General features: G+C 71.4%; 25 protein-coding genes, 1 pseudogene and 1 riboswitch. Of the genes and pseudogenes, 12 read left to right on the top strand and 14 right to left on the bottom strand.

Features of this window, described 5'->3' with window-relative positions; all coding sequences use genetic code 11:
* Positions 1-24: 24 nt before the first annotated feature.
* Positions 25-252 (top strand): thioredoxin reductase, encoded by a 228-nt coding sequence (locus PCA76_RS25720; RefSeq protein WP_272613004.1) that lies wholly within the window; start codon positions 25-27, stop codon positions 250-252.
* Positions 249-1,010, top strand: a complete 762-nt coding sequence (locus PCA76_RS25715) for a pirin family protein (RefSeq protein ID WP_272613003.1) — start codon at positions 249-251, stop codon at positions 1,008-1,010. Before PCA76_RS25720 ends, PCA76_RS25715 begins: the two co-directional genes overlap by 4 nt.
* Positions 1,011-1,144: 134 nt before the next feature.
* Here PCA76_RS25715 and gndA read toward each other — a convergent pair whose 3' ends face one another.
* Together gndA and PCA76_RS25705 are read right to left on the bottom strand one after the other, a co-directional pair.
* The gene (gndA, locus tag PCA76_RS25710) at positions 1,145-2,587 is read right to left on the bottom strand and encodes an NADP-dependent phosphogluconate dehydrogenase (protein WP_272613002.1); all 1,443 of its coding nucleotides are present in this window, start codon (positions 2,585-2,587) and stop codon (positions 1,145-1,147) included.
* A 103-nt stretch (positions 2,588-2,690) separates the two neighbouring features.
* Positions 2,691-2,987 carry an MTH1187 family thiamine-binding protein gene (locus tag PCA76_RS25705; protein ID WP_272613001.1) on the bottom strand — a complete coding sequence of 99 codons (297 nt, stop codon included), beginning with the start codon at positions 2,985-2,987 and terminating at the stop codon, positions 2,691-2,693.
* Positions 2,988-3,275: 288 nt separating this feature from the next.
* Here PCA76_RS25705 and PCA76_RS25700 point away from each other — a divergent pair, with 288 nt between their 5' ends.
* Positions 3,276-3,689 (top strand): hypothetical protein, encoded by a 414-nt coding sequence (locus PCA76_RS25700; protein WP_272613000.1) that lies wholly within the window; start codon positions 3,276-3,278, stop codon positions 3,687-3,689.
* Between the two features lie 150 nt (positions 3,690-3,839).
* On the opposite strand, the gene PCA76_RS25695 is transcribed toward PCA76_RS25700, so the two are convergent.
* The 3 genes from PCA76_RS25695 to PCA76_RS25685 all read right to left on the bottom strand — a co-directional run bounded on the left by PCA76_RS25695 (position 3,840) and on the right by PCA76_RS25685 (position 6,779).
* On the bottom strand, positions 3,840-4,640 hold the full coding sequence (locus PCA76_RS25695; RefSeq protein WP_272612999.1) for an energy-coupling factor transporter transmembrane component T family protein: 801 nt from the start codon (positions 4,638-4,640) through the stop codon (positions 3,840-3,842).
* The gene (locus tag PCA76_RS25690) at positions 4,637-6,076 is read right to left on the bottom strand and encodes an ABC transporter ATP-binding protein (RefSeq protein ID WP_272612998.1); all 1,440 of its coding nucleotides are present in this window, start codon (positions 6,074-6,076) and stop codon (positions 4,637-4,639) included. Before PCA76_RS25690 ends, PCA76_RS25695 begins: the two co-directional genes overlap by 4 nt.
* A 109-nt stretch (positions 6,077-6,185) precedes the next feature.
* Entirely contained in the window at positions 6,186-6,779 is a 594-nt protein-coding gene (locus PCA76_RS25685) for an ECF transporter S component (RefSeq protein ID WP_272612997.1), read from the bottom strand.
* A gap of 76 nt (positions 6,780-6,855) precedes the next feature.
* A riboswitch (TPP riboswitch) is annotated at positions 6,856-6,960 on the bottom strand.
* Positions 6,961-7,068: 108 nt separating this feature from the next.
* On the opposite strand from PCA76_RS25685, the gene PCA76_RS25680 reads away from it, so the two are divergent.
* The 5 genes from PCA76_RS25680 (at position 7,069) to PCA76_RS25660 (ending at position 12,236) form a co-directional block, all read left to right on the top strand.
* Positions 7,069-7,899: an alpha/beta fold hydrolase gene (locus tag PCA76_RS25680; protein WP_272612996.1), complete on the top strand. Its 831-nt coding sequence runs from the start codon at positions 7,069-7,071 to the stop codon at positions 7,897-7,899.
* 29 nt (positions 7,900-7,928) lie between these two features.
* A complete protein-coding gene (locus PCA76_RS25675; protein WP_272612995.1) occupies positions 7,929-8,735 on the top strand; it encodes an aminoglycoside N(3)-acetyltransferase in 807 nt (268 codons plus the stop codon).
* A complete protein-coding gene (locus PCA76_RS25670) occupies positions 8,732-9,481 on the top strand; it encodes an SIS domain-containing protein (RefSeq protein WP_272612994.1) in 750 nt (249 codons plus the stop codon). Before PCA76_RS25675 ends, PCA76_RS25670 begins: the two co-directional genes overlap by 4 nt.
* Before the next feature lie 125 nt (positions 9,482-9,606).
* Positions 9,607-10,110 carry a DUF6328 family protein gene (locus PCA76_RS25665; RefSeq protein ID WP_272612993.1) on the top strand — a complete coding sequence of 168 codons (504 nt, stop codon included), beginning with the start codon at positions 9,607-9,609 and terminating at the stop codon, positions 10,108-10,110.
* Positions 10,111-10,229: 119 nt separating this feature from the next.
* The gene (locus PCA76_RS25660) at positions 10,230-12,236 is read left to right on the top strand and encodes an acyl-CoA dehydrogenase family protein (protein ID WP_442930161.1); all 2,007 of its coding nucleotides are present in this window, start codon (positions 10,230-10,232) and stop codon (positions 12,234-12,236) included.
* 90 nt (positions 12,237-12,326) lie between these two features.
* Here the strand turns inward: PCA76_RS25660 and PCA76_RS25655 are convergent, their stop codons facing one another.
* From PCA76_RS25655 to PCA76_RS25620, 8 genes and pseudogenes are all read right to left on the bottom strand, one after another.
* On the bottom strand, positions 12,327-12,494 hold the full coding sequence (locus PCA76_RS25655) for a hypothetical protein (protein WP_272612992.1): 168 nt from the start codon (positions 12,492-12,494) through the stop codon (positions 12,327-12,329).
* A 9-nt stretch (positions 12,495-12,503) separates the two neighbouring features.
* Entirely contained in the window at positions 12,504-13,112 is a 609-nt protein-coding gene (locus tag PCA76_RS25650; protein ID WP_272612991.1) for a hypothetical protein, read from the bottom strand.
* A 191-nt stretch (positions 13,113-13,303) separates the two neighbouring features.
* Positions 13,304-13,702: a Fur family transcriptional regulator gene (locus PCA76_RS25645; protein ID WP_272612990.1), complete on the bottom strand. Its 399-nt coding sequence runs from the start codon at positions 13,700-13,702 to the stop codon at positions 13,304-13,306.
* On the bottom strand, positions 13,699-13,998 hold the full coding sequence (locus PCA76_RS25640; protein ID WP_272612989.1) for an ArsR/SmtB family transcription factor: 300 nt from the start codon (positions 13,996-13,998) through the stop codon (positions 13,699-13,701). Before PCA76_RS25640 ends, PCA76_RS25645 begins: the two co-directional genes overlap by 4 nt.
* A 43-nt stretch (positions 13,999-14,041) precedes the next feature.
* Positions 14,042-14,908, bottom strand: coding sequence for a metal ABC transporter permease (locus PCA76_RS25635; RefSeq protein ID WP_272612988.1), 867 nt, complete (start codon positions 14,906-14,908; stop codon positions 14,042-14,044).
* Between the two features lie 3 nt (positions 14,909-14,911).
* A pseudogene (locus PCA76_RS25630) lies at positions 14,912-15,671 on the bottom strand (metal ABC transporter ATP-binding protein).
* Complete coding sequence (locus PCA76_RS25625; protein ID WP_272612987.1) at positions 15,668-16,615, bottom strand: metal ABC transporter substrate-binding protein; 948 nt, start codon at positions 16,613-16,615, stop codon at positions 15,668-15,670. The pseudogene PCA76_RS25630 and the gene PCA76_RS25625 overlap by 4 nt, the downstream one beginning before the upstream one ends.
* A 54-nt stretch (positions 16,616-16,669) precedes the next feature.
* Positions 16,670-16,927: a hypothetical protein gene (locus PCA76_RS25620; protein ID WP_272612986.1), complete on the bottom strand. Its 258-nt coding sequence runs from the start codon at positions 16,925-16,927 to the stop codon at positions 16,670-16,672.
* A 29-nt stretch (positions 16,928-16,956) separates the two neighbouring features.
* On the opposite strand from PCA76_RS25620, the gene PCA76_RS25615 reads away from it, so the two are divergent.
* The 4 genes from PCA76_RS25615 to dusB all read left to right on the top strand — a co-directional run bounded on the left by PCA76_RS25615 (position 16,957) and on the right by dusB (position 20,533).
* Positions 16,957-17,298: an antibiotic biosynthesis monooxygenase family protein gene (locus PCA76_RS25615; RefSeq protein WP_272612985.1), complete on the top strand. Its 342-nt coding sequence runs from the start codon at positions 16,957-16,959 to the stop codon at positions 17,296-17,298.
* A 24-nt stretch (positions 17,299-17,322) separates the two neighbouring features.
* Entirely contained in the window at positions 17,323-17,802 is a 480-nt protein-coding gene (locus tag PCA76_RS25610) for a hypothetical protein (protein ID WP_272612984.1), read from the top strand.
* Positions 17,803-17,916: 114 nt separating this feature from the next.
* Positions 17,917-19,296 (top strand): glycine--tRNA ligase, encoded by a 1,380-nt coding sequence (locus PCA76_RS25605; protein ID WP_272612983.1) that lies wholly within the window; start codon positions 17,917-17,919, stop codon positions 19,294-19,296.
* 79 nt (positions 19,297-19,375) lie between these two features.
* Complete coding sequence (gene dusB, locus PCA76_RS25600) at positions 19,376-20,533, top strand: tRNA dihydrouridine synthase DusB (protein ID WP_272619612.1); 1,158 nt, start codon at positions 19,376-19,378, stop codon at positions 20,531-20,533.
* A 232-nt stretch (positions 20,534-20,765) separates the two neighbouring features.
* Here dusB and PCA76_RS25595 read toward each other — a convergent pair whose 3' ends face one another.
* Entirely contained in the window at positions 20,766-21,425 is a 660-nt protein-coding gene (locus PCA76_RS25595; RefSeq protein ID WP_272612982.1) for a C39 family peptidase, read from the bottom strand.
* Positions 21,426-21,670 lie beyond the last annotated feature (245 nt).

Raw genomic sequence — 21,670 nt, 5'->3', positions numbered from 1 at the left:
GGATGACGGGCGGTTGGGGTGGATATGCGGGATCTTCGGTACAAGATGATCATGGCGTTGAGCGCGGCTGATCTTGGCGATCCGATCTGCGAGCAGGTCGCCGACATCTGTGCCGAAATCGCCGAGCAGCACTGCGCCGAGTTCGGCCACACGCCGCAGCTTCGTACCGGTGAGATCGCCGAACTGGCCACCGGCGAGCCGGCCCTGACCTGGGCGCCGTCGACCCCCGACGCCGGGCAGCGTGCCTGGTGACCGCGCCCGCCCCCGCGGTCGACGTACGCCGCGCCGAGGACCGCTTCGCCACCCGGATCTCCTGGCTCGACTCCAAGCACTCGTTCTCGTTCTCCCGGCACTACGACCCGGCCAACACCCACCACGGTCTGCTGCTGGTCAACAACGATGACGTGGTGCGTCCGGGTGCCGGCTTCGAAACCCACCCGCACCAGGACATGGAGATCATCACCTGGGTGCTGCGCGGCTCCCTGGTGCACCAGGACTCCACCGGGCACTCCGGGGTGATCTACCCGGGCCTGGCCCAGCGGATGAGCGCCGGCACCGGCATCCTGCACTCGGAGAAGAACGACGCCTGGCGCCTCGACAATCAGGAGCCGCACACCGACCCGGTCCACTTCGTGCAGATGTGGGTGCTCCCCGACGAGCAGGGCGTCGACCCCGGTTACGAGCAGCTGGAGATCGAGGACGAACTGCTCCGCGGCGGCCTGGTGCCGATCGCCTCCGGGATGGACCGCTACGACGGCGCGTCCGCGATCCGGATCCGTAACCGGTACGCGACCCTGCACGCCGCCCGGCTCAACCCCGGCGACGAGGTCACCATCCCCGACGCGCCCTTCGTGCACCTGTACGTTCCCAACGGCACGGTAACCCTGGAAGGCAGCGGCCCGCTCGCCACCGGCGACGCGGCCCGGCTCACCATGACCGGCGGCCGACGGGTCACCGCCGACGAACCGGCCGAGATCCTCGTCTGGGAAATGCACGCCACCACCACCTGACCCCCCGCCCCCGCCCCTCCCCCTCCCTCCTCCGGCGTCTGCCCTCGTCGATCTAGGGCGTATGGCTGCACTTGGAGATCAACTCGCAGCGATACGCCCTAGATCGACGGTGGAGGGTGCCGGGGGGGGGGGGATTAGGCGGGGGATTCGGTTTGGTTGGCGGCCCAGGTGGTGTGGAAGGAGCCTTCGCGGTCCACCCGCTGGTAGGTGTGCGCGCCGAAGTTGTCCCGCAGACCCTGGATCAGCGCGGCGGGCAGCCGTTCGGCACGCAGCGCGTCGAAGTACGCCAGCGACGACGAGAACGCGGGCGTCGGCACACCGGCCCGGGTCGCGTCGGCCACCACCCGCCGCCAGCTTGGCACGCCAGCGCCGACCGCCTCGGCGAAGTACGGCGCCACCAGCAGCGTCGGCAGGTCTGGCTGCTCGTCGTACGCCTCGCGGATCCGGTCGAGGAAGCGGGCCCGAATGATGCAGCCGCCCCGCCAGATCGTCGCCGTGCCGCCCAGGTCGATGTCCCAGTCGTACTCCTGGCTGCCGGCGCGGATGTGGTCGAAGCCCTGCGCGTACGCGACGATCTTGGAGGCGAGCAGCGCCCGGCGGACGTCCTCGACGAACGCCTCCCGGTCGGCGACCTGCCACTTCTCACCCGCGTCCGGGAACGCCCGGCGGGCCGCCTCCCGCTGGTCGACGTGCCCGGAGAGCGAGCGGGCGAAGGTTGCCTCGGCGATCCCGGTGATCGGAATGCCAAGGTCCAGGGCGCTCTGCACCGTCCACCGTCCGGTGCCCTTCTGCTCGGCCCGGTCCTGCACGATGTCCACGAACGGTCGGCCGGTCGCCGCGTCGGTGTGCGCGAGCACATCGGCGGTGATCTCGATGAGGAACGACTCCAACTCGCCGTTGTTCCAGTCGCGGAAGATCTCCGCGATCTCCGCCGGCTCCGCGCCCAGGCCGGCCCGGAGCAGGTCGTACGCCTCGGCGATGAGCTGCATGTCGGCGTACTCGATGCCGTTGTGCACCATCTTGACGAAGTGCCCGGCGCCGTCCGGCCCGACGTGCATGCAGCACGGCACACCGTCCACGTGGGCGGCGATCTTCTCGAACATCGGCCCGAGCTTGGCGTACGACTCGGCGGAGCCGCCCGGCATGATGCTCGGCCCGAGCAGCGCGCCCTCCTCGCCACCGGAGACGCCGGTGCCGCTGAAGTGCAGCCCCTGCGCGCGCAGCGCCTCCTCCCGACGACGGGTGTCGGCGAAGTGGGCGTTACCGCAGTCGACGATGATGTCGCCCTCGTCCAGCAGCGGCACCAACTCGTCGATCACCGCGTCGGTGGGCGCGCCGGCCTTGACCATCACAATGACCGCGCGAGGTCGTTCCAGTGACGCCACGAAATCGGCCATCGACTCGCCGGGCAGAAACGTGCCTTCGTCACCATGCTCGGCGATCAGGCTGCGGGTGCGCTCCGGTGAACGGTTGTGCACCGCCACTGTGAAGCCGTTGCGGGCCAGGTTGCGGGCCACATTGCGTCCCATCACCGCCAGCCCGGTCACGCCGATCTGCGCCGTCGCCTGCTCAGCCATTCGTGCCGCCACCTCTCGCCGTCGTACTGCCGTGCTGCGACGGTATCGCGGGCGCAGGGGAGCGGGGGCGTGTCGTCGACAGCCGGTAATCAGTCGATGGCGCTCAGCCCTGGGCCAGGCGATCCTCCACATGAGCCACCTTCGCGGTGAGCGCATCGGTCACTCCCGGCCGTACGTCAGCCTTGAGCACCACGCTCACCCGGGGCGCCTGCGCGGCCACCACGTCGACCGCCCGCTTCACGACCGCCATCACCTCGTCCCACTCGCCCTCGATGGTGGTGAACATGGCATCGGTGCGGTTGGGCAGGCCCGAGTCACGGACCACCCGTACCGCCTCGGCGACCAGGTCACCGACGGACTCACCGACACCGAGCGGGGTTACCGAGAACGCGATCAGCATGCCGCCGATGGTGCCAGGAAAATCGGCTGCGCCGGCGTACGCCCACCCGATAGTGTTCGGGCATGCGCAACTGACGCCCCTTCTCCGAGCCGGCCCGCCGCCCCGCGTCGCGGTCCGTGCGCTCCCGGGCGTCCGCATCCCACCCGCCGTTCGGCGGTGCTGACTCTGCCCCATCCCGGTGAGCTGTCCCTCCCCGTTCGACCGTCGCGCCGCGGCGGTCACCAGCCGATCCGACCGACCGCCGGTGCGCGGGACCGGCCGTGACGGTCGGCACCGAAGGAGGCCCGGATGCCTGCCAGGCGCAACCGGAAGAAATCCCGTACAGCCGCACCCACGTCCGCCGGCACCGACCCGGCGGCCGGCCATGACGCGCTCCTACCGGCCCGCCCCGACTTCGATCTCGCGGTCGAACCGGCGCTCATGGTCGAGCTGGCACTTCCGGCGGAGTTGGGTGAGCCGGCAGTGCTGGTCGAGCCGGCGCTGCCGGCGGTGCTGAATAACCCGGCTCCGCCGGGTGAGCTGGTGCCGCCGTTCGACGTGCCGGCAGCAGTCGACGCGCCGGTGGTGGCAGACCTGCCGAAGGTTGCCGGGCGACCGAAGGCACCGACCGCCGGACCGCCGCAGGGTGGCGGGACACGGTCGGCCGGCGGGCGTGGTCAACAAGCCGGCCAGAGCCGCCGCTACGCCTTCCGCCGCAGCTGACCGACCCCGCACCCACCCGGCGCGCTGTCCCGACGCCGTGGGCGGTGAGGCAGATAACAACATCAGGGATGGTGCTGCCTCACCGCCCAACGAAGCAGCACCATCCCTGATGTTGTGCAGATCCGGCCCGGCACGGCCCGGGGACGGTGGTCAGCTGATCAGGGGGCGGAAGGTCCCGAGGAGGACGCTCGTCGTCAGGGCGGCGGCGGCCAGGGTGACAGCCCCGGCGATGAGCAGCCCGTCGGCGCGTCCGAAGCGTTGGCGGCGGGCCACGGTGCGAGGCGTACCGGCGTCGAAGCCGCGCGCGTCCATCGCCACGGCCAGGCGGGTGCCCCGGCGGATGGCCCCGACCAGCAGCGCGAATGCGGTGGAGGCGAACAGTCGCAGCTTCGCCACCGGGTTGCGTCCCGCGTCGACGCCCCGCGCGCGCCGGGCCATGCTGATCATCTGCCACTCCTGACCGAGCAGCGGCACCAGCCGGAACGCGGCCAGTGCCCCGATGGCGAACCGGGCCGGTGCCTTCACGTTCTGGATCAACGCGTCGGCGAGATCGGTGGGGTCGGTGGTCGCGAAGACGATCACACCGGGCAGGGCCACCGCGAACACTCGCAGCACCAGGCCGAGCGCGGTGAGCAGCACGCCGGTGCTCACCAGCACCGGTCCGGCGTCCAGCAGGATCCGGCCGGACTGGTCGGCGGCGAAGAGCACCAGGGTGACCAGGATGCCGGCGGCGCTGAGCAGCAGTGGCCAGGCCCGGCGGGCCAACGCCCGGTAGCCGATGCCGAACAGCGGCAGCACGGCGAGTTCGATTGCGATGGCGATCGCCGGGGCCACCGGGTCCAGGGTGGCCAGCAGGGTGAACGAGAAGGCCATTGCGGCGGCGACCTTCGCCACCGGGTTGCGGCGGGCCAATGGCGCGTCGGGCGCCGCGATCGGCTCGATGCTGATCATCGGTTGCCGTCCGGGCCGGTCACGGTCCGCTGGAGGGTGACTGTGCGGTCGGCGAGCGCGGCGACGAAGTCCGCGTCGTGGGTGACCGCGACCACGCCGTGGCCGGCGTCGCGCAGGTCGGCGAAGAGATCGACCAGCTCCCGCCAGGTCCGTCGGTCCTGGCCGAAGGTGGGCTCATCGCAGATGAGCAGGCGGGGCGCGGTGGCCAGGGCGGTCGCCACGCTCAGCCGCCGCGCCTCACCACCGGAGAGGGTGTACGGGTTGGCTGCGGCGAGCCGGGCCAGTCGCAGCCGCTCCAGCAGCCCGGCCACGGTCTCCTTGACGGCCGCCTCGGGTTGACCGGTCCGGCGCGGGCCGAGCGCCAGCTCGTCGAAGACGGTGCTGGTGACGAACTGGTGCTCCGGATCCTGGAAGACCGACCCGATCCTCCGGGCCAGCGCGGGGGCGCGCCAGCGGTGCGGGGGAGTGCGATGGTCGGCGCCGGCCAGTTCGGCGGACGCCGTGACCCGTCCGGTGCCCGGCCGGAGCAGCCCACCGAGCAGCAACGCCAGGGTGGACTTGCCGGCACCGTTGGGTCCGCGTACGGCGAGCACCTCGCCGGCGCGTACCGCCAGGTTTGTGGAGCCCAGCCGCGGCGGCAGGCCGAGCCGGTCGGCGGTGAGCAGGCGCTCCCCGGGCGCGGAGGTTGCCGGCCGGGGTGCGATGGGGTGACCGGGCACCCAGACCCCCTCGGCGGCCAGAGTGGCACCGTGCGCGGCGAAGACCGCCTCGGGTGTGCCGTCCGCGCGGACCCCGCCGCCGGGTTCCAGGACGACCACCCGGTCGACCAGCGGCAGTGCTTCGGCGACCCGGTGCTCGACGAGGATCAGCGTGGTGTCGGCGTCCAGCGCGCCGGTCACCGCCTGTCGGACCAGGTCGGCCCCGGTCGGGTCGAGGTTGGCGGTCGGCTCGTCGAGCAGCAGCAGGCCGGGGCGCAGGGCCAGCGCGCCGGCCAGGGCGAGGCGTTGCTGCTCGCCGCCGGAGAGCGCGGCGGTGTTGCGGTCCCGGGAGTACGGGAAGCCGACGCGATGCAGCGACTCGTCCACCCGCGGCCAGATCTCGGCGGCTGGTACTCCCCGGTTCTCCAGCCCGAACGCGATGTCGTCGCCGCAGCGCGCCATCACCAGCTGGGTCTCCGGGTCCTGGAAGACGATGCCGACCCGTTCCCGCCCCTTGCGCGGGTCGAGCCCGTCGATCTCGACGGTGCCCTCCTGCTCGCCGGAGTCATCCGGCAGCAGCCCGGCAAGGGCGCTGAGCAAGGTGCTCTTGCCGGCGCCCGAAGGCCCGAGCAGCAGAACCCGTTCCCCAGCCTCAATCCGCAGATCAACCCCCCGCACCGCCCAGGCGCGCCGCCCAGCGTGGCGCCACCCGAACCCCCGCAGCAGTACCCCGCCCACCTGACCTCCCTCCGGGTCGCGATCGCATCCGTTGATCAAGAGGTTTGCGTCAGAACATCGCCTCCCGTTGACGCAAACCTCTTGATCAACGCAGCCGGGTGCCGTGCGGTCAGATCAGTGCGCGGTCGCGGCCTGCTGGGAAGCGGTCCAGGACGCCGGTGTTGGCCAGGGCCTTGGTCAGCAGCCAGCCGCCCGCGCCGGCGATCACGGTGGCGCTGACGATGGTGAGCAGCGCGTACGGGATGCGGTAGTCGGTCAGCGCGTAGTCGACGTTCCAGATGAAGAAGTCGAACAGCGCGGCACTGAGACCGGTCAGCGCGCCGGCCAGCACCGCGGTCGGCAGGCGGAACGACCGGTACCGGAAGGCGGCGAACGCCAGCTCGGCGCCGATGCCCTGCACGATGCCCTGCGGGATCACCGTGCCGGCCCACTGACTGCCCAGCAGCGCGGAGAGGACCGCGGCGACCGTCTCGCAGTAGAGCGCGGCGCCCGGCTTGCGGATGACCAGACCGCCGATCACGGCCGGCATCAGCCAGACGCCGTAGAGCAGCGTCTGCGCCGGCGGGAAGAAGGCGAACGCGCCCTCGGTGGCGCTCCAGACCAGGCCCCACGCCCAGAAGATGACGCCGAAGGCGACCGCGATGACCGAGGCGACCACGATGTCGATGGTCCGCCAACGGTTGGTGTCGGTGGTGGATTTCATGTGTTACTCCCAGTTCGTGAGTGCGAACCAGGAGAAGACGCACGCCGCGCGTCCGGTGGCACCGGACGGCGGCGCGGCTGGAGGTCGACCGAACTCCCTGCGCTGGCATTACCCAGATCAGGTTCGAGGGTCTGCGGGCGTGCCCGCACTCTCAGCGCTGTGCGCTCCCCTGTCGGATGTGAAGTTGTCTCGCTGACGCTAACACCGACCAGGGCCGCTGGCCCAGCAGGGCATCCGCCTGACCTGCGGTGCGCGACCAGCGCGCCGTCGGCTGGGTACGCTTCCGATCATGCGGGTTGACGCGCGAGGCTTCACGTTCGAGGTAACCGTGGGCGGTCCGCCGGACGGCGTGCCCGTCCTGCTGCTGCACGGTTTCCCCCAGCACAGCGGCGAGTGGGACGACGTGGTGCCGGCGCTGCACGCCGGCGGGCTGCGCACGTACGCGCTGGACCAGCGCGGTTACTCCCCGGGCGCCCGGCCGGCGGCGGTGGCCGACTACCGGATCCCCGAGCTGGTCGCCGACGTGGTGGCGGTGCTCGACGCTCTCGGGCTGGACGCCGTCCACCTGGTCGGCCACGACTGGGGCGCGATCGTGGCCTGGGCGGTCGCCGCGGGGCACGCCGAGCGGCTCCGGACGCTGACCGCGGTGTCCGTGCCGCATCCGGCGGCCATGGCGCACGCCCTGGCCACCGACGGCCAGCAGAAGGCCCGCTCGTCGTACATCGCGCTGTTCCGTAAGCCGGACAAGGCGGAGAAGGTGCTGCTCGCCTGGCACGCGACCGCGCTGCGCAAGCTGCTCGGCGGGGTGGGCGACGCGTCCCGGGTGGACCGCTACGCCGCCCCGATGCGCGAGCCGGGGGCGCTCACCGCCGCGCTGAACTGGTACCGGGCGATGTCCCGCGCCGACCTGGCCGCGGTGGGCCCGGTCGCGGTGCCCACCACGTACGTCTGGAGTGACCGGGACGTCGCGATCGGCCGGACCGCCGCCGAGGCGTGTGCGGCGCACGTCACCGGGGACTACCGCTTCGTGCAGTTGCCCGAGGTCAGTCACTGGATCCCGGACGCGGCACCGGGCCCGCTCGCCGAGGCGATCCTGGCCCGAGCCGGCGCGACGGCCTGAACCGTGCGGGTCAGCGAGGAAGGGCAACGATGACGACGGACGCCAGCGGGCCGGGCAGCCGGCGTTCGATCGCCGCGCAGCTGCGCCTGCTGGGCGTACGCCCCGGTGCGACGCTGCTGGTGCACGCCGCGTTGCGTCCGCTGGGCTTCGTCATCGGCGGGCCGCACGCGGTGGTGCTCGCCCTGCGCGACGCGCTCGGCCCGGACGGCACGATCGTGGTGCCCACCCACACGCCGGACAACAGCGATCCCGCCGAGTGGCGCAACCCGCCGGTGCCGGCGGACTGGTGGCCGCTGATCCGCTCGGAGATGCCGGGCTTCGACCCGGCCGTCACGCCGAGCCGGTTCATGGGTGTGCTCGCCGAGACGGTCCGTGGCTGGCCCGGTGCCCTGCGCAGTTCGCATCCGCACGTGTCGTTCGCCGCGCTCGGGCCGGCCGCCGAGCAGGTGGTGGCCGGGCACACGCTTGTCGACATGCTCGGCGAGGGCTCCCCGCTGGCCCGGCTCTACGACCTGGACGCCGACGTGTTGCTGCTCGGCGTGGACCACTCCGTGAGCACCTCGCTGCACCTGGCCGAGTACCGCCGCACGGGCTCGCCGCGGGAGCGCATCGGTGCCTCGGTGCGCACCTCCGACGGTGGCCGCGAATGGATGTGGTGGCAGGACGTACGGCTCGACGCGGACGACTTCGGCGCGTTGGGCGCCGACCTGGAGGCCACCGGGGCGGTTCGCACCGGACCGGTCGGCGCCGGGACCGGCAGGTTGATGCGCCAACGGGCCGCCGTCGACTTCGCGGTGCGTTGGCTGGCCCGTAATCGGACGACGGAGGACGCATGACGGTGAGTGCCGAGGACTACCTGGCCGTGGTGACCGAGACGATCGGCCGGGTGGCCGCGAGTCAGCGGGAGGCGGTGGGGCGGGCCGCCGACCTGATCGCCGAGGCCGTGCGCGCCGATGGCGTGGTGCACGCGTTCGGCACCGGGCACTCGGAGGCCCTGGCGATGGAGATCGCCGGCCGGGCAGGCGGTCTGGTGCCGACCAACCGGATCGCGCTACGCGACCTGGTGCTGCTCGGCGGCGAACCGGCCGAGCGGCTCGGCCCGATGCTGGAACGGGACCCGGCGGTCGCGCACCGCCTCTACGAGTTGGCTCCGGTGCGGCCCACCGACGTCTTCGTGCTCGCCTCGAACTCCGGGGTCAACGGCGCGATGGTGGAGTTCGCCACCCTGGTCAAGGAACGCGGCCACGGGCTGGTGGCGATCACCTCCGCGCAGCACTCCGGCCGGATGACCTCCCGCCACCCGTCCGGGCGCAAGCTGAGTGACCTCGCCGACGTGGTGCTCGACAACGGCGCGCCCTACGGGGACGCCACGCTGCCGCTTCCCGATGGCGGTGCGGTCGGCGCGGTCTCCTCGATCACTGCGGCGCTGCTGGCCCAGCAGATCACCGTGGAGGTGGTGGCGCGGTTGCTGGCGGCGGGGGAGCGGCCGCCGGTCTACCTGTCGGCGAACATCCCGGACGGTGACGCGCACAACACGGCGCTCGAAGCCCGGTACGCGGGCCGGATCCGACGCGGGTCCTGACGCCGCCCCTGTCCGGCAGCTGGCCGGGAGATGGCGTGAATCTGTTTCGCGCTCGGCCGGGTGGGGCATTGGCGTTGCTGCCGCGGCCGGGACCGCCGGCAGTAACGTCGTACCGGAGGTAGCGCGTGTCCAAGGAAACCGACAAGCAGCGTTGGCAGCGCAACTTCGCTGACCTTCTCCAGGAGCTGCGGGTCGCGCAGACCGGCGTGCAGATCCTCTTCGCCTTCCTGCTCACCCTGCCGTTCAGCAACGGGTTCACCCGGACCAGCGAGTTCCAGCGGGATGTCTACATCGTTGCGCTGCTCGCCGCGGCGGCCGCCACCGCATTGATCATTTCGCCGGTGGCGTTCCACCGGGCGCTGTTCCGACAGGGGCGTAAGCCGGAGCTGGTGCGGTTCGCCCACCGGATGGCCACCGGTGGCCTCGCCTTCATGCTGATCGCGATGGTCAGCGCGGTGCTGCTGATCACCGATTTCGTGCTGGACCGACCGATCGCCTTCGTGCTCAGTGCGCTGGCCGGCCTCTGGTTCCTCACGTTCTGGGTGATCCTGCCGGCTGCCCGGCGCAACTGGGGCGAGGACGACATCGACGATGATGACGACGACCCGGACACGATCGTCGGCCGCTGATCGAGGCGGGCGGGCAGAAGCAGATCTTCACGCAGCGCTACCCCTGGGTAACAACCGGGGGTAGCGTGGCGTTGAGGGCGTACGCCGACGCAGCCGCACCGAGGTTCGAGGGGGCAGCCGTGACCACGACGCAGGACGGCCGACCAGCACCGGAAGACCCCGATTCCGAGATCACCCCCCACACCGCCGGTGCCGCCGCGCCACTGCCGGCGGAGGCCGGGCAGGTCACCGAGAAGGAGGCCCGGCAGGTCGCCGAGGCCGCTCGCGAGTCCACCTGGGACCGGCCCAGCTTCGGCAAGGAACTGTTCCTCGGCCGGTTCCGGCTCGACCTGATCGACCCGTGGCCCCAACCCGATCCGGACGACGTGGCCCGCGCCGAGGAGTTCCTTGGTCGGTTCCGCGCCTTCCTCACCTCCGAGGTGGACGGCGCGGCCATCGAACGCGACGCGTCCATTCCGGACTCGGTGTTCCACGGCCTGGCCGACCTCGGCGCGTTCGGCATGAAGATCGACCGGAAGTATGGCGGGCTCGGCCTGAGCAACCTGCACTACTGCCGGGCGCTGATGCTGGCCGGCTCGGTCAGCCCGGCCATCGGCGCGCTGCTCTCGGCGCACCAGTCGATCGGGGTGCCGCAACCGCTGAAGATGTTCGGCACCGCCGAGCAGAAGCAGCTCTTTCTGCCCCGGCTCGCCGCCGGCGAGGTGTCCGCGTTCCTGCTCACCGAGCCGGACGTCGGTTCCGATCCGGCCCGGCTGGCCACCATCGCGGAGCCGACCGAGGACGGCACCGGCTACCGGCTCAACGGGGTGAAGCTCTGGGCCACCAACGGCATCGTGGCCACCCTGCTGGTGGTGATGGCCCGGGTGCCCGCCACCGAGGGGCGCCGAGGCGGCATCACCGCGTTCGTGGTGGACGGCGACAGCGCGGGCATCACCGTCGAGCGGCGCAACGAGTTCATCGGCCTGCGCGGCCTGGAAAACAGCCTCACCCGGTTCCACGACGTGTTCGTGCCCGCCGAGAACGTCATCGGCGGCGAGGGCAAGGGGCTCAAGATCGCCCTGACCACGCTGAACACCGGCCGTCTCTCCCTGCCGGCAATGTGCGTGGGCGCCGGCAAGTGGGCGTTGAACGTGGCCCGGGACTGGGCCGCCGACCGGGTCCAGTGGGGTCGGCCGGTGGGCGAGCACGAGGCGGTCGCGCAGAAGCTCTCCTTCATCGCCGCCACCACCTACGGCATGGAGACCATGCTCGACCTCTGCTGCCTGCTCGCCGACGACGACCGCAACGACATCCGGATCGAGGCGGCGCTGGTCAAGCTGTACGCCAGCGAGATGGCCTGGAAGATCGCCGACGAGCTGATCCAGATCAGGGGCGGGCGCGGCTACGAGACCGCCGACTCGCTGGCCGCCCGCGGCGAACGCCCCGCCGCCGTCGAGCAGATGCTGCGTGACCTGCGGATCAACCGCATCTTCGAGGGCTCCACCGAGATCATGCACCTGCTGATCGCCCGGGAGGCGGTCGACGCCCACCTGTCGGTGGCCGGAGACATCATCGACCCGGAGGCTGGGCTCGGGCGCAAGGCACGAGCCGGCGCACGAGCTGGCGCCTTCTACGCGAAGTGGCTGCCCACGCTGGCCGTGGGCCGGGGGCAGAGACCTTCGGCGTACGCCGACTTCGGGCCGCTCGCCGCGCACCTGCGTCAGGTGGAGCGGTCGTCACGCAAGCTGGCCCGGTCGACGTTCTACGCGATGTCCCGCTGGCAGGGAAAGATGGAGCGTAAGCAGGCGTTCCTCGGCCGTGTGGTGGACATCGGCGCCGAGTTGTTCGCGATGTCCGCGGTCTGCGTCCGGGCTGTCGCCGAGCGGGACAGCCGACCGGAGAACGTCGAGCTGGCGGACCTGTTCTGCCGGCAGGCGCGGGTACGGGTGGACGCCCTGTTCACGGCACTCTGGGACAACACCGACTCGGTCGACACCGCCGCCGCGAAGCGGATCCTCGCCGGCCGCTACGCGAGCCTGGAGGAGGGCGTCATCACGCCGTCCGACGAGCTGCCCTGGGTGGCCGGCTGGTCGCCCGGCCCGTCGACCGCCGAGGACGTCCGCCGCCGCATTCCGCCGAAGCCGTGACCCACACCGCCCGGCGCTGCTCCGCTCCGGGCGGGCCATCTTCGGCGTCGTCGACCGGCGTGTAGCCGGCGGTGGCGTCGACGGCGCAGGTCAGCGGGAGATCGCCCAGGCCAGCACCGCCGCCAGGATCAAACCGTTGAGCGCGGCTAGACCCAGGTACGCCGACGGTGGGATCTTCTTGCCCCGGCGCACGAAGCTGACCAGGACAGCGGCGTAGCCGAGCAGCAGGACGGCGATGACGATCAGGAAGTAGAACACCCGAAGACCTTAGCGGCCTCTACCGCGCAGGCCGAGTTGGCGCAGCTCCAACGCGGCCAGGGCGTCGACGGTTTCGTCGTCGCCACGTCGCCACGCCTCGGCGACGTCCGGAGCGATCCGGGTCAGCCGGCCCAGCGGCTGGGTGGCCAGCGCGCGCAGGGCGAGCAGGTCCCGGCCGGCCGGGCCGGCAGCGAGCTTCGCGGCTGACCCAGCCCGGCGCATCCACCGGACCCGCAGCGGCAGCCAACCGAAGAGCACCAGACCGAGCGGGAAGATCAGCACCGCGATGGCGAGGGCGAGGGCGAGCTGGTCGACCAGTTGCTGCTGGTCGCGGCCCGCGTCGGCGAGTGACCGGGCGGCGTCGGCGGCGCGTTGGAAGGGTGCGGTCAGCTCGTCGCCGACCAGCGGCACCCGGCCGACCTTGCTGCCGGCTTCGCCGAGGTTGTCGGCGAGCCCGCTGCCGGCACCTTCCAGCTTCTGCCCGGGTACGGCGAGCTTCTGCACCAGGTCGTGCAGCCAGAGCGCGCCGCGGATCGCGACGTACACCCAGGCGACGACGAGCAGGTCGGTGAGCAACTGGCGGGCGGCGGTCGGAAACCGATCGGCGTAGATCTTCACGCCGGACAGCGTGCCACGAACGGACCCGGCGGGGCACCCGTCAACCCGGGGGCGGCGACCGACCATCGACGCAGCAAGATCGTGCTGGATCGAGGAAGTAGTGGCGTCGCTGTGCTCCGGAGGCCACTACATCCTTGATCGAGCGCGATTTACGAAGGTGGTCCGGGCCGCTGGCGGCCGGGGCGCGGGTGTCAGTGGACGCAGGTCGGGCAGGTGCCGAAGATCTCCAGGGTGTGGCTGACGTCGGCGTAGCCGTGCTGCGCGGCGACCCGGTCGGCCCAGCTCTCCACCGCCGGGCCGGCCACCTCCACGGTGCGCCCGCAGGCCCGGCAGACCAGGTGGTGGTGGTGGCCCTCGCTGCACCGACGGTAGAGGTGCTCGCCGCCCGGCGGACGCATCACGTCGATCTCACCCGCGTCGGCCAACCCCTGCAGGGTGCGGTAGACGGTGGTCAGGCCGACCCGCTCGCCGCGCTGCCGCAGCATCGCGTGCAGGTCCTGGGCGCTGTGGAAGCCTTCCATCTCGGCCAGCAGCGCGCTCACCGCCGAGCGCTGCCGGGTGTTGCGCAGCGCTGCGCTGCTCTCGCTCATGGTCCCTCCCCGGCATGGCTGACGGCGTCTGCCACGATGTGCGCGACGTGCTCGTCGACCAGGCTGTAGGCGATCTCCCGACCTCGGCGGGAACCCCGCACCACGCCCGCGCCGCGCAGCACCCGCAGGTGCTGGGAGACCAGCGGTTGCGCGGCGCCGAGCTTTTCCACCAGCTCGTGCACGCACCGCTCACCGCCGGCCAGCTCGCTGACGATTGCCAGCCGGATGGGCGCGGACAGGGCGCGGAGCAACTCGCTGGCCCCGTCGAACCCGTCGTAGCCCGTGGCGCTGGTCATTCCGCAACGGTAACCAATACCGCCAGCCTTTCGCTGATCAGGATCAACCCAGCACGACCTCGTGCGGCTCCGGTGTCATCGCGGCGGTCGGTGTCGCCCGGCGGCGCAGCGCCCGCCAGACGCCGCCGGCCACGGCCACCACCAGGAAGGAGGCGATCGCCACCAGCACCACCGAGGCACCCGGCGCGGTGTCCGCCGTGGCCGCCACCCAGACACCGGAGCCGGCGGCGAAGAACCCGAGCGCCATCGCGGCCGCCATGGTGCTGCGGAAGCCCCGGGTGACCTGCTGGGCGGTGGCGACCGGCACCACCATCAGTGCGCTGATCAGCAGCACGCCGACGGCCCGCATCGCGATGGTCACGGTGACCGCGGTGGCGACCGCGATCAACAGGTTCAGCGTGCGCACCGGGAGGCCGGAGACCCGGGCGTACTCCTCGTCGTGACTGACCGCGAAGAGCGCCGGGCGCAACGCGATCATCGTGATCAGGATCGCCGCGCCGAGCACCCCGATGGTGGCCAGGTCGCCGGGCGAGATGGTGGTCAGGGACCCGAACAGGTACGCGTTGAGGTTCGCGCTCGTCGCGTCGGAGAGGCCGACCAGCAGCACGCCGCCCGCGATGCCGCCGTAGAAGAGCAGGGCCAGGGCCAGGTCACCGGACGTACGCCCGCGGGCGCGGACCACCTCGATGGCGATCGCGCCGATGGTGGCGGCGATCACCGCGACCAGCACCGGCGAGCGGTTGAGCAGCAAACCGGCGCCGACGCCGGTCAACGCCACGTGCCCGACACCGTCACCGATCAACGCCAGCCGGCGCTGCACCAGGTAGATGCCGAGCGCCGGCGCGGCCAGGCCGATCACCAGCGCGCCGATCAGGGCGCGCTGCATGTAGGGGTACTGGAAGAGTTCCATGCGTCAGTTGCTCCACAGCCCGGCGGGCTCGTCGGGACCGTGCGGGTGCACGTGGTCGTGGTCGGGCTCCGCGTGATGGCCGGCCGGGTCCGGCACCGCGCCGTCGTGACAGATGCCGCCCTCGTGGACGACGACAGCCCGGCTGATCACCGGTCGCAGCGGGCCCAGCTCGTGGGCGACCAGCAGCACCGTCCCGCCGTCGCCGACGAAGTCGCGCAGCGCGTCGGCGAACGCCTCCTGGCTGGCCGCGTCGACCCCGGCGGTGGGCTCGTCGAGGACCAGCAGCTCCGGTTGACCGGCCAGTGCGCGGGCGATCAGGGTGCGCTGCTGCTGGCCCCCGGAGAGCGTGGACACCGGGTCGCTGGCGCGGTCGGCGAGCCCGACCGCCAGAAGTGCGGCGTCGACGGCGGCCCGGTCGGCTCGACCCGGCGGGCGGAGCACCCCGGCGGGCCAGCCGGCCGGAGGCCACCACCTCGCGGACGGTGGCCGGTACGCCGCCACCTGCGCCCAGGCGCTGCGGGACGTACCCGATGCGTGCCCACTGCCGGAAGCGGCGCAACGGCCGGTCGAAGAGGGTGACCGAGCCGGCGCTGATCGGCACCAGCCCGAGCACGGCGCGGATCAGGGTGGACTTGCCGGAGCCGTTGGCACCGAGCACCGCGACCACCTCACCGGCGGTCACGGTGAGCGAGATGTCCCGGAGCACGGGGCGGCCGTCGTAGCCGACCACGCCGTGCTCGACGGTGATGACAGGTGAGGTCACGAGCAGCTCAAGGCCGTCTGCAGGGTCTGCAGGTTCGTACGCATCACCGAAAGGTAGTCCCCGTTGCTGCCGGCGGCGAGTCCTTCGATCGGGTCCAGCACAGCGGTCTTCGCGCCGACCTGACCGGCGATGGTCTCGGCGACCTTCGGGCTGACCAGGGTCTCGAAGAAGATCGTGGTGGCGTGGTGCTCCTTCGCCTCCTCGATCACGTGCGCGAGCCGCTGCGGCGAGGGCTCGACGTCGGGGCTCAGCCCGGTGATGCCGACCTGGTCGAGCTGGTAGCGGTCGGCGAGGTAGCCGAACGCGGCGTGGCTGGTCACGATCTCCCGCCGCTGGCAGGTGGCCAGGCCGTGCGTGAACTCGCCGTCCAGGGTCGTCAGGTCGGCGCGTAGCGCCGCGGCACGGGCGGTGTAGTCGGCGGCGTGGCCCGGGTCGGCCTTGCCAAGCCGTTGGGCGAGCTGGTCACCGATGCCGGCCAGCCGGGTCGGGTCGAGCCAGACGTGTGGGTCCTTGCCGCCGTTGCCCTCCTCGGCGTGCCCCTCCTCGCCCTCGTGGTTGTGCCCGCCAGCGGTCGCGTTCAACAGCGGCTGCACGGTGGTCACGTCGAACGTCCGGTCGCCACCGTTCTGCGCGACGGCGTCATCCACCGCGGGCTGGAAACCCTTGAGGTAGACGATCAGCTCCGCCTCGGCGACCTGACCGACCTGGCTCGGGTTGAGCTCCAGGTCGTGCGGCTCGGCACCGGGCTTGGCCAGGTTGGTCACCCGGACCGCGTCGCCGCCGATCCGCTCGGCCAGAAACTGGAGGGGGTAGAACGCGGCCACCACGTCGACCCGTTGGGGGTCGGCGCCGGCGGCACCGCCGACGGAGCAGCCGGCCCCGGCACCCAGGGCGAGGAGGGCGGTCGCGGCGGCCAGGACACGGGACGTGGTGCGGTTGGTCATGTCGTCAACTGTCCGTGGCAACGATAATGATTGTCAAAAACGCATGATTGCATGTCAGAGCAGCTTCGCGAGGCCCACCGTCACGAGCAGGGTCAGCATCACGAGTCGAATCACCCGGGTCTGTGGCGCCTGAACCGCCCAGGTCGTCGCCAACAGGGTGATCAGGACCGCGGCGAGGGCGAGCGTCAGCAACCCGCCGATCACCCCGGGCGTGAAGAACGCCACCAGCACCACCACCAGGGTGAGCAGGAACACCGACGTGGGGTTGGCCCCGGCCAGCCGGGCCAGCAAGGGGCGCTGCGTACGCTGCATCCCACAGACTCTACGAGGAGGGACCCCCGTTGCTGGTGACCAACCGGTTCGTGGTCGACGTCGATGTCGCCGAGGACTTCACCGAACGGGCGCACGCCGCCCTCACCGCACTGGCCGCCCGCCCCGGCTACCTGCGCGGTCAACTGGTCCGGGCGCTCGACGATCCCCGGTACTGGTCACTGGTCACCGAGTGGGAGTCGGTCGGCACGTACCGGCGGGCGCTCGGTGCCTTCGAGGTCAAGGTCAGCGCCGTGCCGCTGCTCGCCGAGTCGGTCGACGAACCCTCGGCGTACGAGGCGCTGGCCACCGCGGCACCCGGTGGGGCCGTGGTTGTCGCCGAGAGTGATCGGGCTGCGGGTCCTTACCGCTGAGCCGCTGGACACTACGCTGCTCCTATGACCGCACCCGCCCCGCCACCCGGTCCCGGGGTGGCTCCGCCGTTTGCCGCGCCACCCACCGAGGGCCGCCGGACTCGGCTCTGGATCGGCCTCGGCGTCGGCGCGCTCGCCGTGCTGCTCTGCTGTGGCGGGGGCGGCGCCGCCGTCGTCGGCCTGGCCGTCAGCGGCGTGCAGGCGATCCGGGAGCAGGCTCGCACCGTGACCGGCGACTACTACCAGGCCCTGGTCGAGCGGAACTACGGGCGGGCGTACGAGCAGCTCTGCGACGACGCACAGCGGCGCGAGTCACGGCCCGAGTTCGAGCGGCGCGCCGCAGCCGAACCTCAGGTCGCCGGGTTCCGGGTGGGCGAGGTGGACACCACCAACCTCACCGTGCCGGTCGACGTGACGCTTGCCGGCGGCGACCGGGAGCGGCAGCAGGTCAGCCTCGGCCAGGACGGTCAGACCGGTGGCGTGGAGGTCTGCGGGGTCAGCTGACCCGCCCCCGGTATTCTGCTGGGCTCAGGGCGACGGTCGTCGTACCGTTGTCCCGAACTGACCGTTCCATCCACATCTCGCCCCCGCCGACCGCCAGCCGGCGTAGGAGGAAACATGCCAGCCGACCGTATCGACGCCGTCGTCAGCCTCGCCAAGCGACGAGGCTTCGTCTTCCCCTCCAGCGAGATCTACGGAGGCACCCGATCGGCGTGGGACTACGGCCCGCTCGGCGTGGAGCTCAAGGAGAACGTCCGCCGTCAGTGGTGGAAGACGATGGTGCAGCAGCGCGACGACGTCGTCGGCCTCGACTCCGCCGTGATCCTGGCCCGCAAGGTGTGGGAGGCGTCCGGCCACATCGCCGAGTTCGTCGACCCGCTCACCGAGTGCCAGTCCTGCCACAAGCGGTTCCGGGCGGACCACCTGGAAGAGGCGTACGAGGCCAAGCACGGCAAGCCGCTGACGTCGCTCGCTGAGCTGAACTGCCCCAACTGCGGCAACAAGGGCACCTTCACCGAGCCGAAGATGTTCAACGGCCTGATGAAGACCTACCTGGGCCCGGTGGAGAGCGAAGAGGGCATGCACTACCTGCGCCCGGAGACGGCGCAGGGCATCTTCGTCAACTACAAGAACGTCGAGACGGTCGCCCGCAAGAAGCCGCCGTTCGGCATCGCGCAGACCGGCAAGTCGTTCCGCAACGAGATCACCCCGGGCAACTTCATCTTCCGGACCCGTGAGTTCGAGCAGATGGAGATGGAGTTCTTCGTCGAGCCGGGCACCGACGAGCAGTGGCACGACTACTGGCTCCAGGAGCGCTGGAACTGGTACCTCGACCTCGGCCTGTCGGCGGACAACCTGCGCCTCTTCGAGCACCCGCAGGAGAAGCTCTCGCACTACTCGAAGCGGACGGTGGACATCGAGTACCGCTTCCAGTTCGGCGGCACCGAGTTCGCCGAGCTGGAGGGTGTCGCCAACCGCACCGACTTCGACCTCTCCACGCACAGCAAGCACTCCGGCGTCGACCTGTCGTACTTCGACCAGACCAAGAGTGAGCGCTGGATGCCGTACGTCATCGAGCCGGCCGCGGGTCTGACCCGCGCGGTGCTCGCCTTCCTGCTGGAGGCGTACGACGAGGACGAGGCGCCGAACACCAAGGGCGGCGTGGACAAGCGCACCGTGATGCGGTTCGACCCGCGGCTCGCCCCGGTCAAGGTGGCGGTGCTGCCGCTGTCCCGCAACGAGGCGCTGTCGCCGAAGGCCAAGGACCTCGCGACGCTGCTGCGCAAGCGCTGGGTCGTGGAGTTCGACGACTCGCAGGCGATCGGCCGCCGTTACCGCCGGCAGGACGAGATCGGCACCCCGTTCTGCGTGACGGTCGACTTCGACACCCTGGACGACAACGCCGTGACGGTGCGCAACCGGGACACCATGGCCCAGGAGCGGGTCTCCCTGGACCAGGTCGAGCGCTACCTGATCGAGCGCCTCCCCGGCTGCTGAGACTCTGCGTACGGGGCCTCGGCCGACGCGGAAAGCGTCGGTTGGGGCCCCGTACACTTGTCCGGTGACTGCCTCGACCATGCCTGCGCTGCGCCCGTTGACTCTCGGGCCGCATCAGGTGTGGCCGCCGGTGGTGCTCGCGCCGATGGCCGGGATCACCAACGTCGGCTTCCGCCGGCTCTGCCGGGAGCAGGGCGGCGGCATCTACGTCTGCGAGATGATCACCACGCGGGCGCTGGTCGAGCGGAACCCGAAGACGCTGCGCATGATCACTTTCGGCGATGATGAGAAGCCGCGCAGCCTCCAGCTCTACGGCACCGACCCGGAGATCACCGCCGCCGCCGTGCGGATCGTCGTGGAACGCAACCTGGCCGATCACATCGACCTCAACTTCGGCTGCCCGGTCCCCAAGGTCACCCGGCGCGGCGGCGGAGCGGCGCTGCCGTGGCGGCGCCGGCTCTTCGCCCGGCTGGTGCGGGCCGCGGTGGCTGCCGCGTCACCGTCCGGGGTGCCGGTCACGGTAAAGATGCGCAAGGGCATCGACGACGACCACCTGACGTACGTCGAAGCCGGGCTCGCCGCCCAGGACGCCGGCGTGGCCGCAGTGGCCCTGCACGGGCGGACGGCCGCGCAGCGCTATTCGGGCACCGCCGACTGGGACGCGATCGCCACCTTGAAGCAGGCCCTCGACGTGCCGGTGCTCGGCAACGGCGACATCTGGGAGGCCGACGACGCGCTGCGGATGGTCGCGCACACCGGCGTCGACGGCGTGGTGATCGGGCGTGGCTGCCTGGGTCGGCCATGGCTCTTCGCCGACCTGGAGGCCGCCTTCAACGGTCGGTCGGAGCGGCGGCTGCCCACCCTCGGCGAGGTGGCGGTGACCATGCGCCGGCACGCCGAGCTGCTGGTCGACCAGTTCGTGGCCGGCGCCCGCAACCCGGCCCGGGGCGAGCGGGACGGCTGCACCGACTTCCGCAAGCACGTCGCCTGGTACCTGAAGGGCTTCCCGGTCGGCGGCGAACTGCGCCGCTCGCTGGCGATGATCGAAAGCCTGGCCCAGCTGGACGACCTGCTCGGCAAGCTCGACCTGACGGAGCCGTTCCCGGTGACCGCCCTGGGCCAGCCGCGCGGACGCACCAACTCGCCGGGCAAGGTCTTCCTGCCGGACGGTTGGCTGGCCAACCGGGACGACGACACCGTCCCCGAGGGCGCCGAAATGGACGACTCCGGCGGCTGACCCCCGGTCCGGGGTGAGCCGGAGCGCGACCTCGGTGAGGCCTGATTCGTCTACGACATCAGCTCCAAAGGACCAGTGAGGCACGGGGCCCGGCCTTGCCTGGCTGGCGCGGCCTCGCCTGGTCCGGTCGGCCGGCTGCCCGGTCCGGACCAGCGCGCGCAATGACCTGGTCATGCCGAAGGGCCGGGCCCCCGTGGTGGGGGTCCGGCCCTTCGGTGTTGTGTGTTGTGGGTCAGCTGGTGGAGTAGCCGCGGGTGGCGATCCAGTCGGCGAGGTGCTCGACGCTGATCTGGTAGGAGGCGGTGTTCGGGTTGGCGGAGTCGGCGATCGTGACCACGGTGCCGTTGTCGCGGTAGCCGACGACGCTGATGTAGTGCCCGCCCTCGAAGGAGTGGGTGGTGCCGTCGGTGTCGGTGGTGGTGCCGGCGATGTTCGCGACCACGGCGCGGCCGTCGTCGACGGTCTTGACGATGTCGGTGCGCAGCTTGTCGGTCTGCTTGTCATCGGCGTTGGGGTTGCTGATCTCCACGGAGTGGTAGGCGTCGTTCTTGCCGGTTTCCTTGTTCAGGACCGGGGTGATGTCGTTGATGGAGTTGGTGCCGTCCTCGGTGGTGCCCATTTCCTTGGCCATGTCGTCGACGCTGATGTTCTTGCCCTGCACGGACAGGGCGTTACGCGCGGCGGCGGGGCCGCAGTAGTAGAAGTTCGGCTGCGCCTCGTAGCGCACGCCCAGTTGCCGCTCGCCCGAGGGCTTGCGGTCGGTCTGCGTCTGGGTGGTCGGCTTGGCGTCCGACGCGGCGTACGCGGCGGTGATGGGGCCGACGATGGCGCCGCCGGTGAAGGCGAGTCCAGCAGCGGTCAGTGCGGTCTTACGGATCAGATCGGTACGCATGATGGCGTGCTCCTCTGCATCGGGGGATACGCACGGCACTTCAAGGGGGGTCAAGGCGACCGTGCGGAGAAGTTCAAAGGGGATCTGCCCGGCGGCCCGGGGGCCGGCGTCGGGTGTCTCAGGGGGATGTAACCGTGGCGGCCCGGCGGGTGTTCCCGGCTGGGCGCAACCATCGTCGCTCGCGGCTACGGGGGATGTAACCGTGGCGACCCGGCGGGTGTTCCCGGCGGCTCGCAACCATCGTG

Origin of the sequence: Micromonospora sp. LH3U1, from assembly GCF_028475105.1 — a bacterium.
Taxonomy (GTDB): Bacteria; Actinomycetota; Actinomycetes; order Mycobacteriales; family Micromonosporaceae; genus Micromonospora.
The sequence above is the reverse complement of the archived record's forward strand: the minus strand, read 5'-3'. Positions and strand labels throughout refer to the sequence as shown.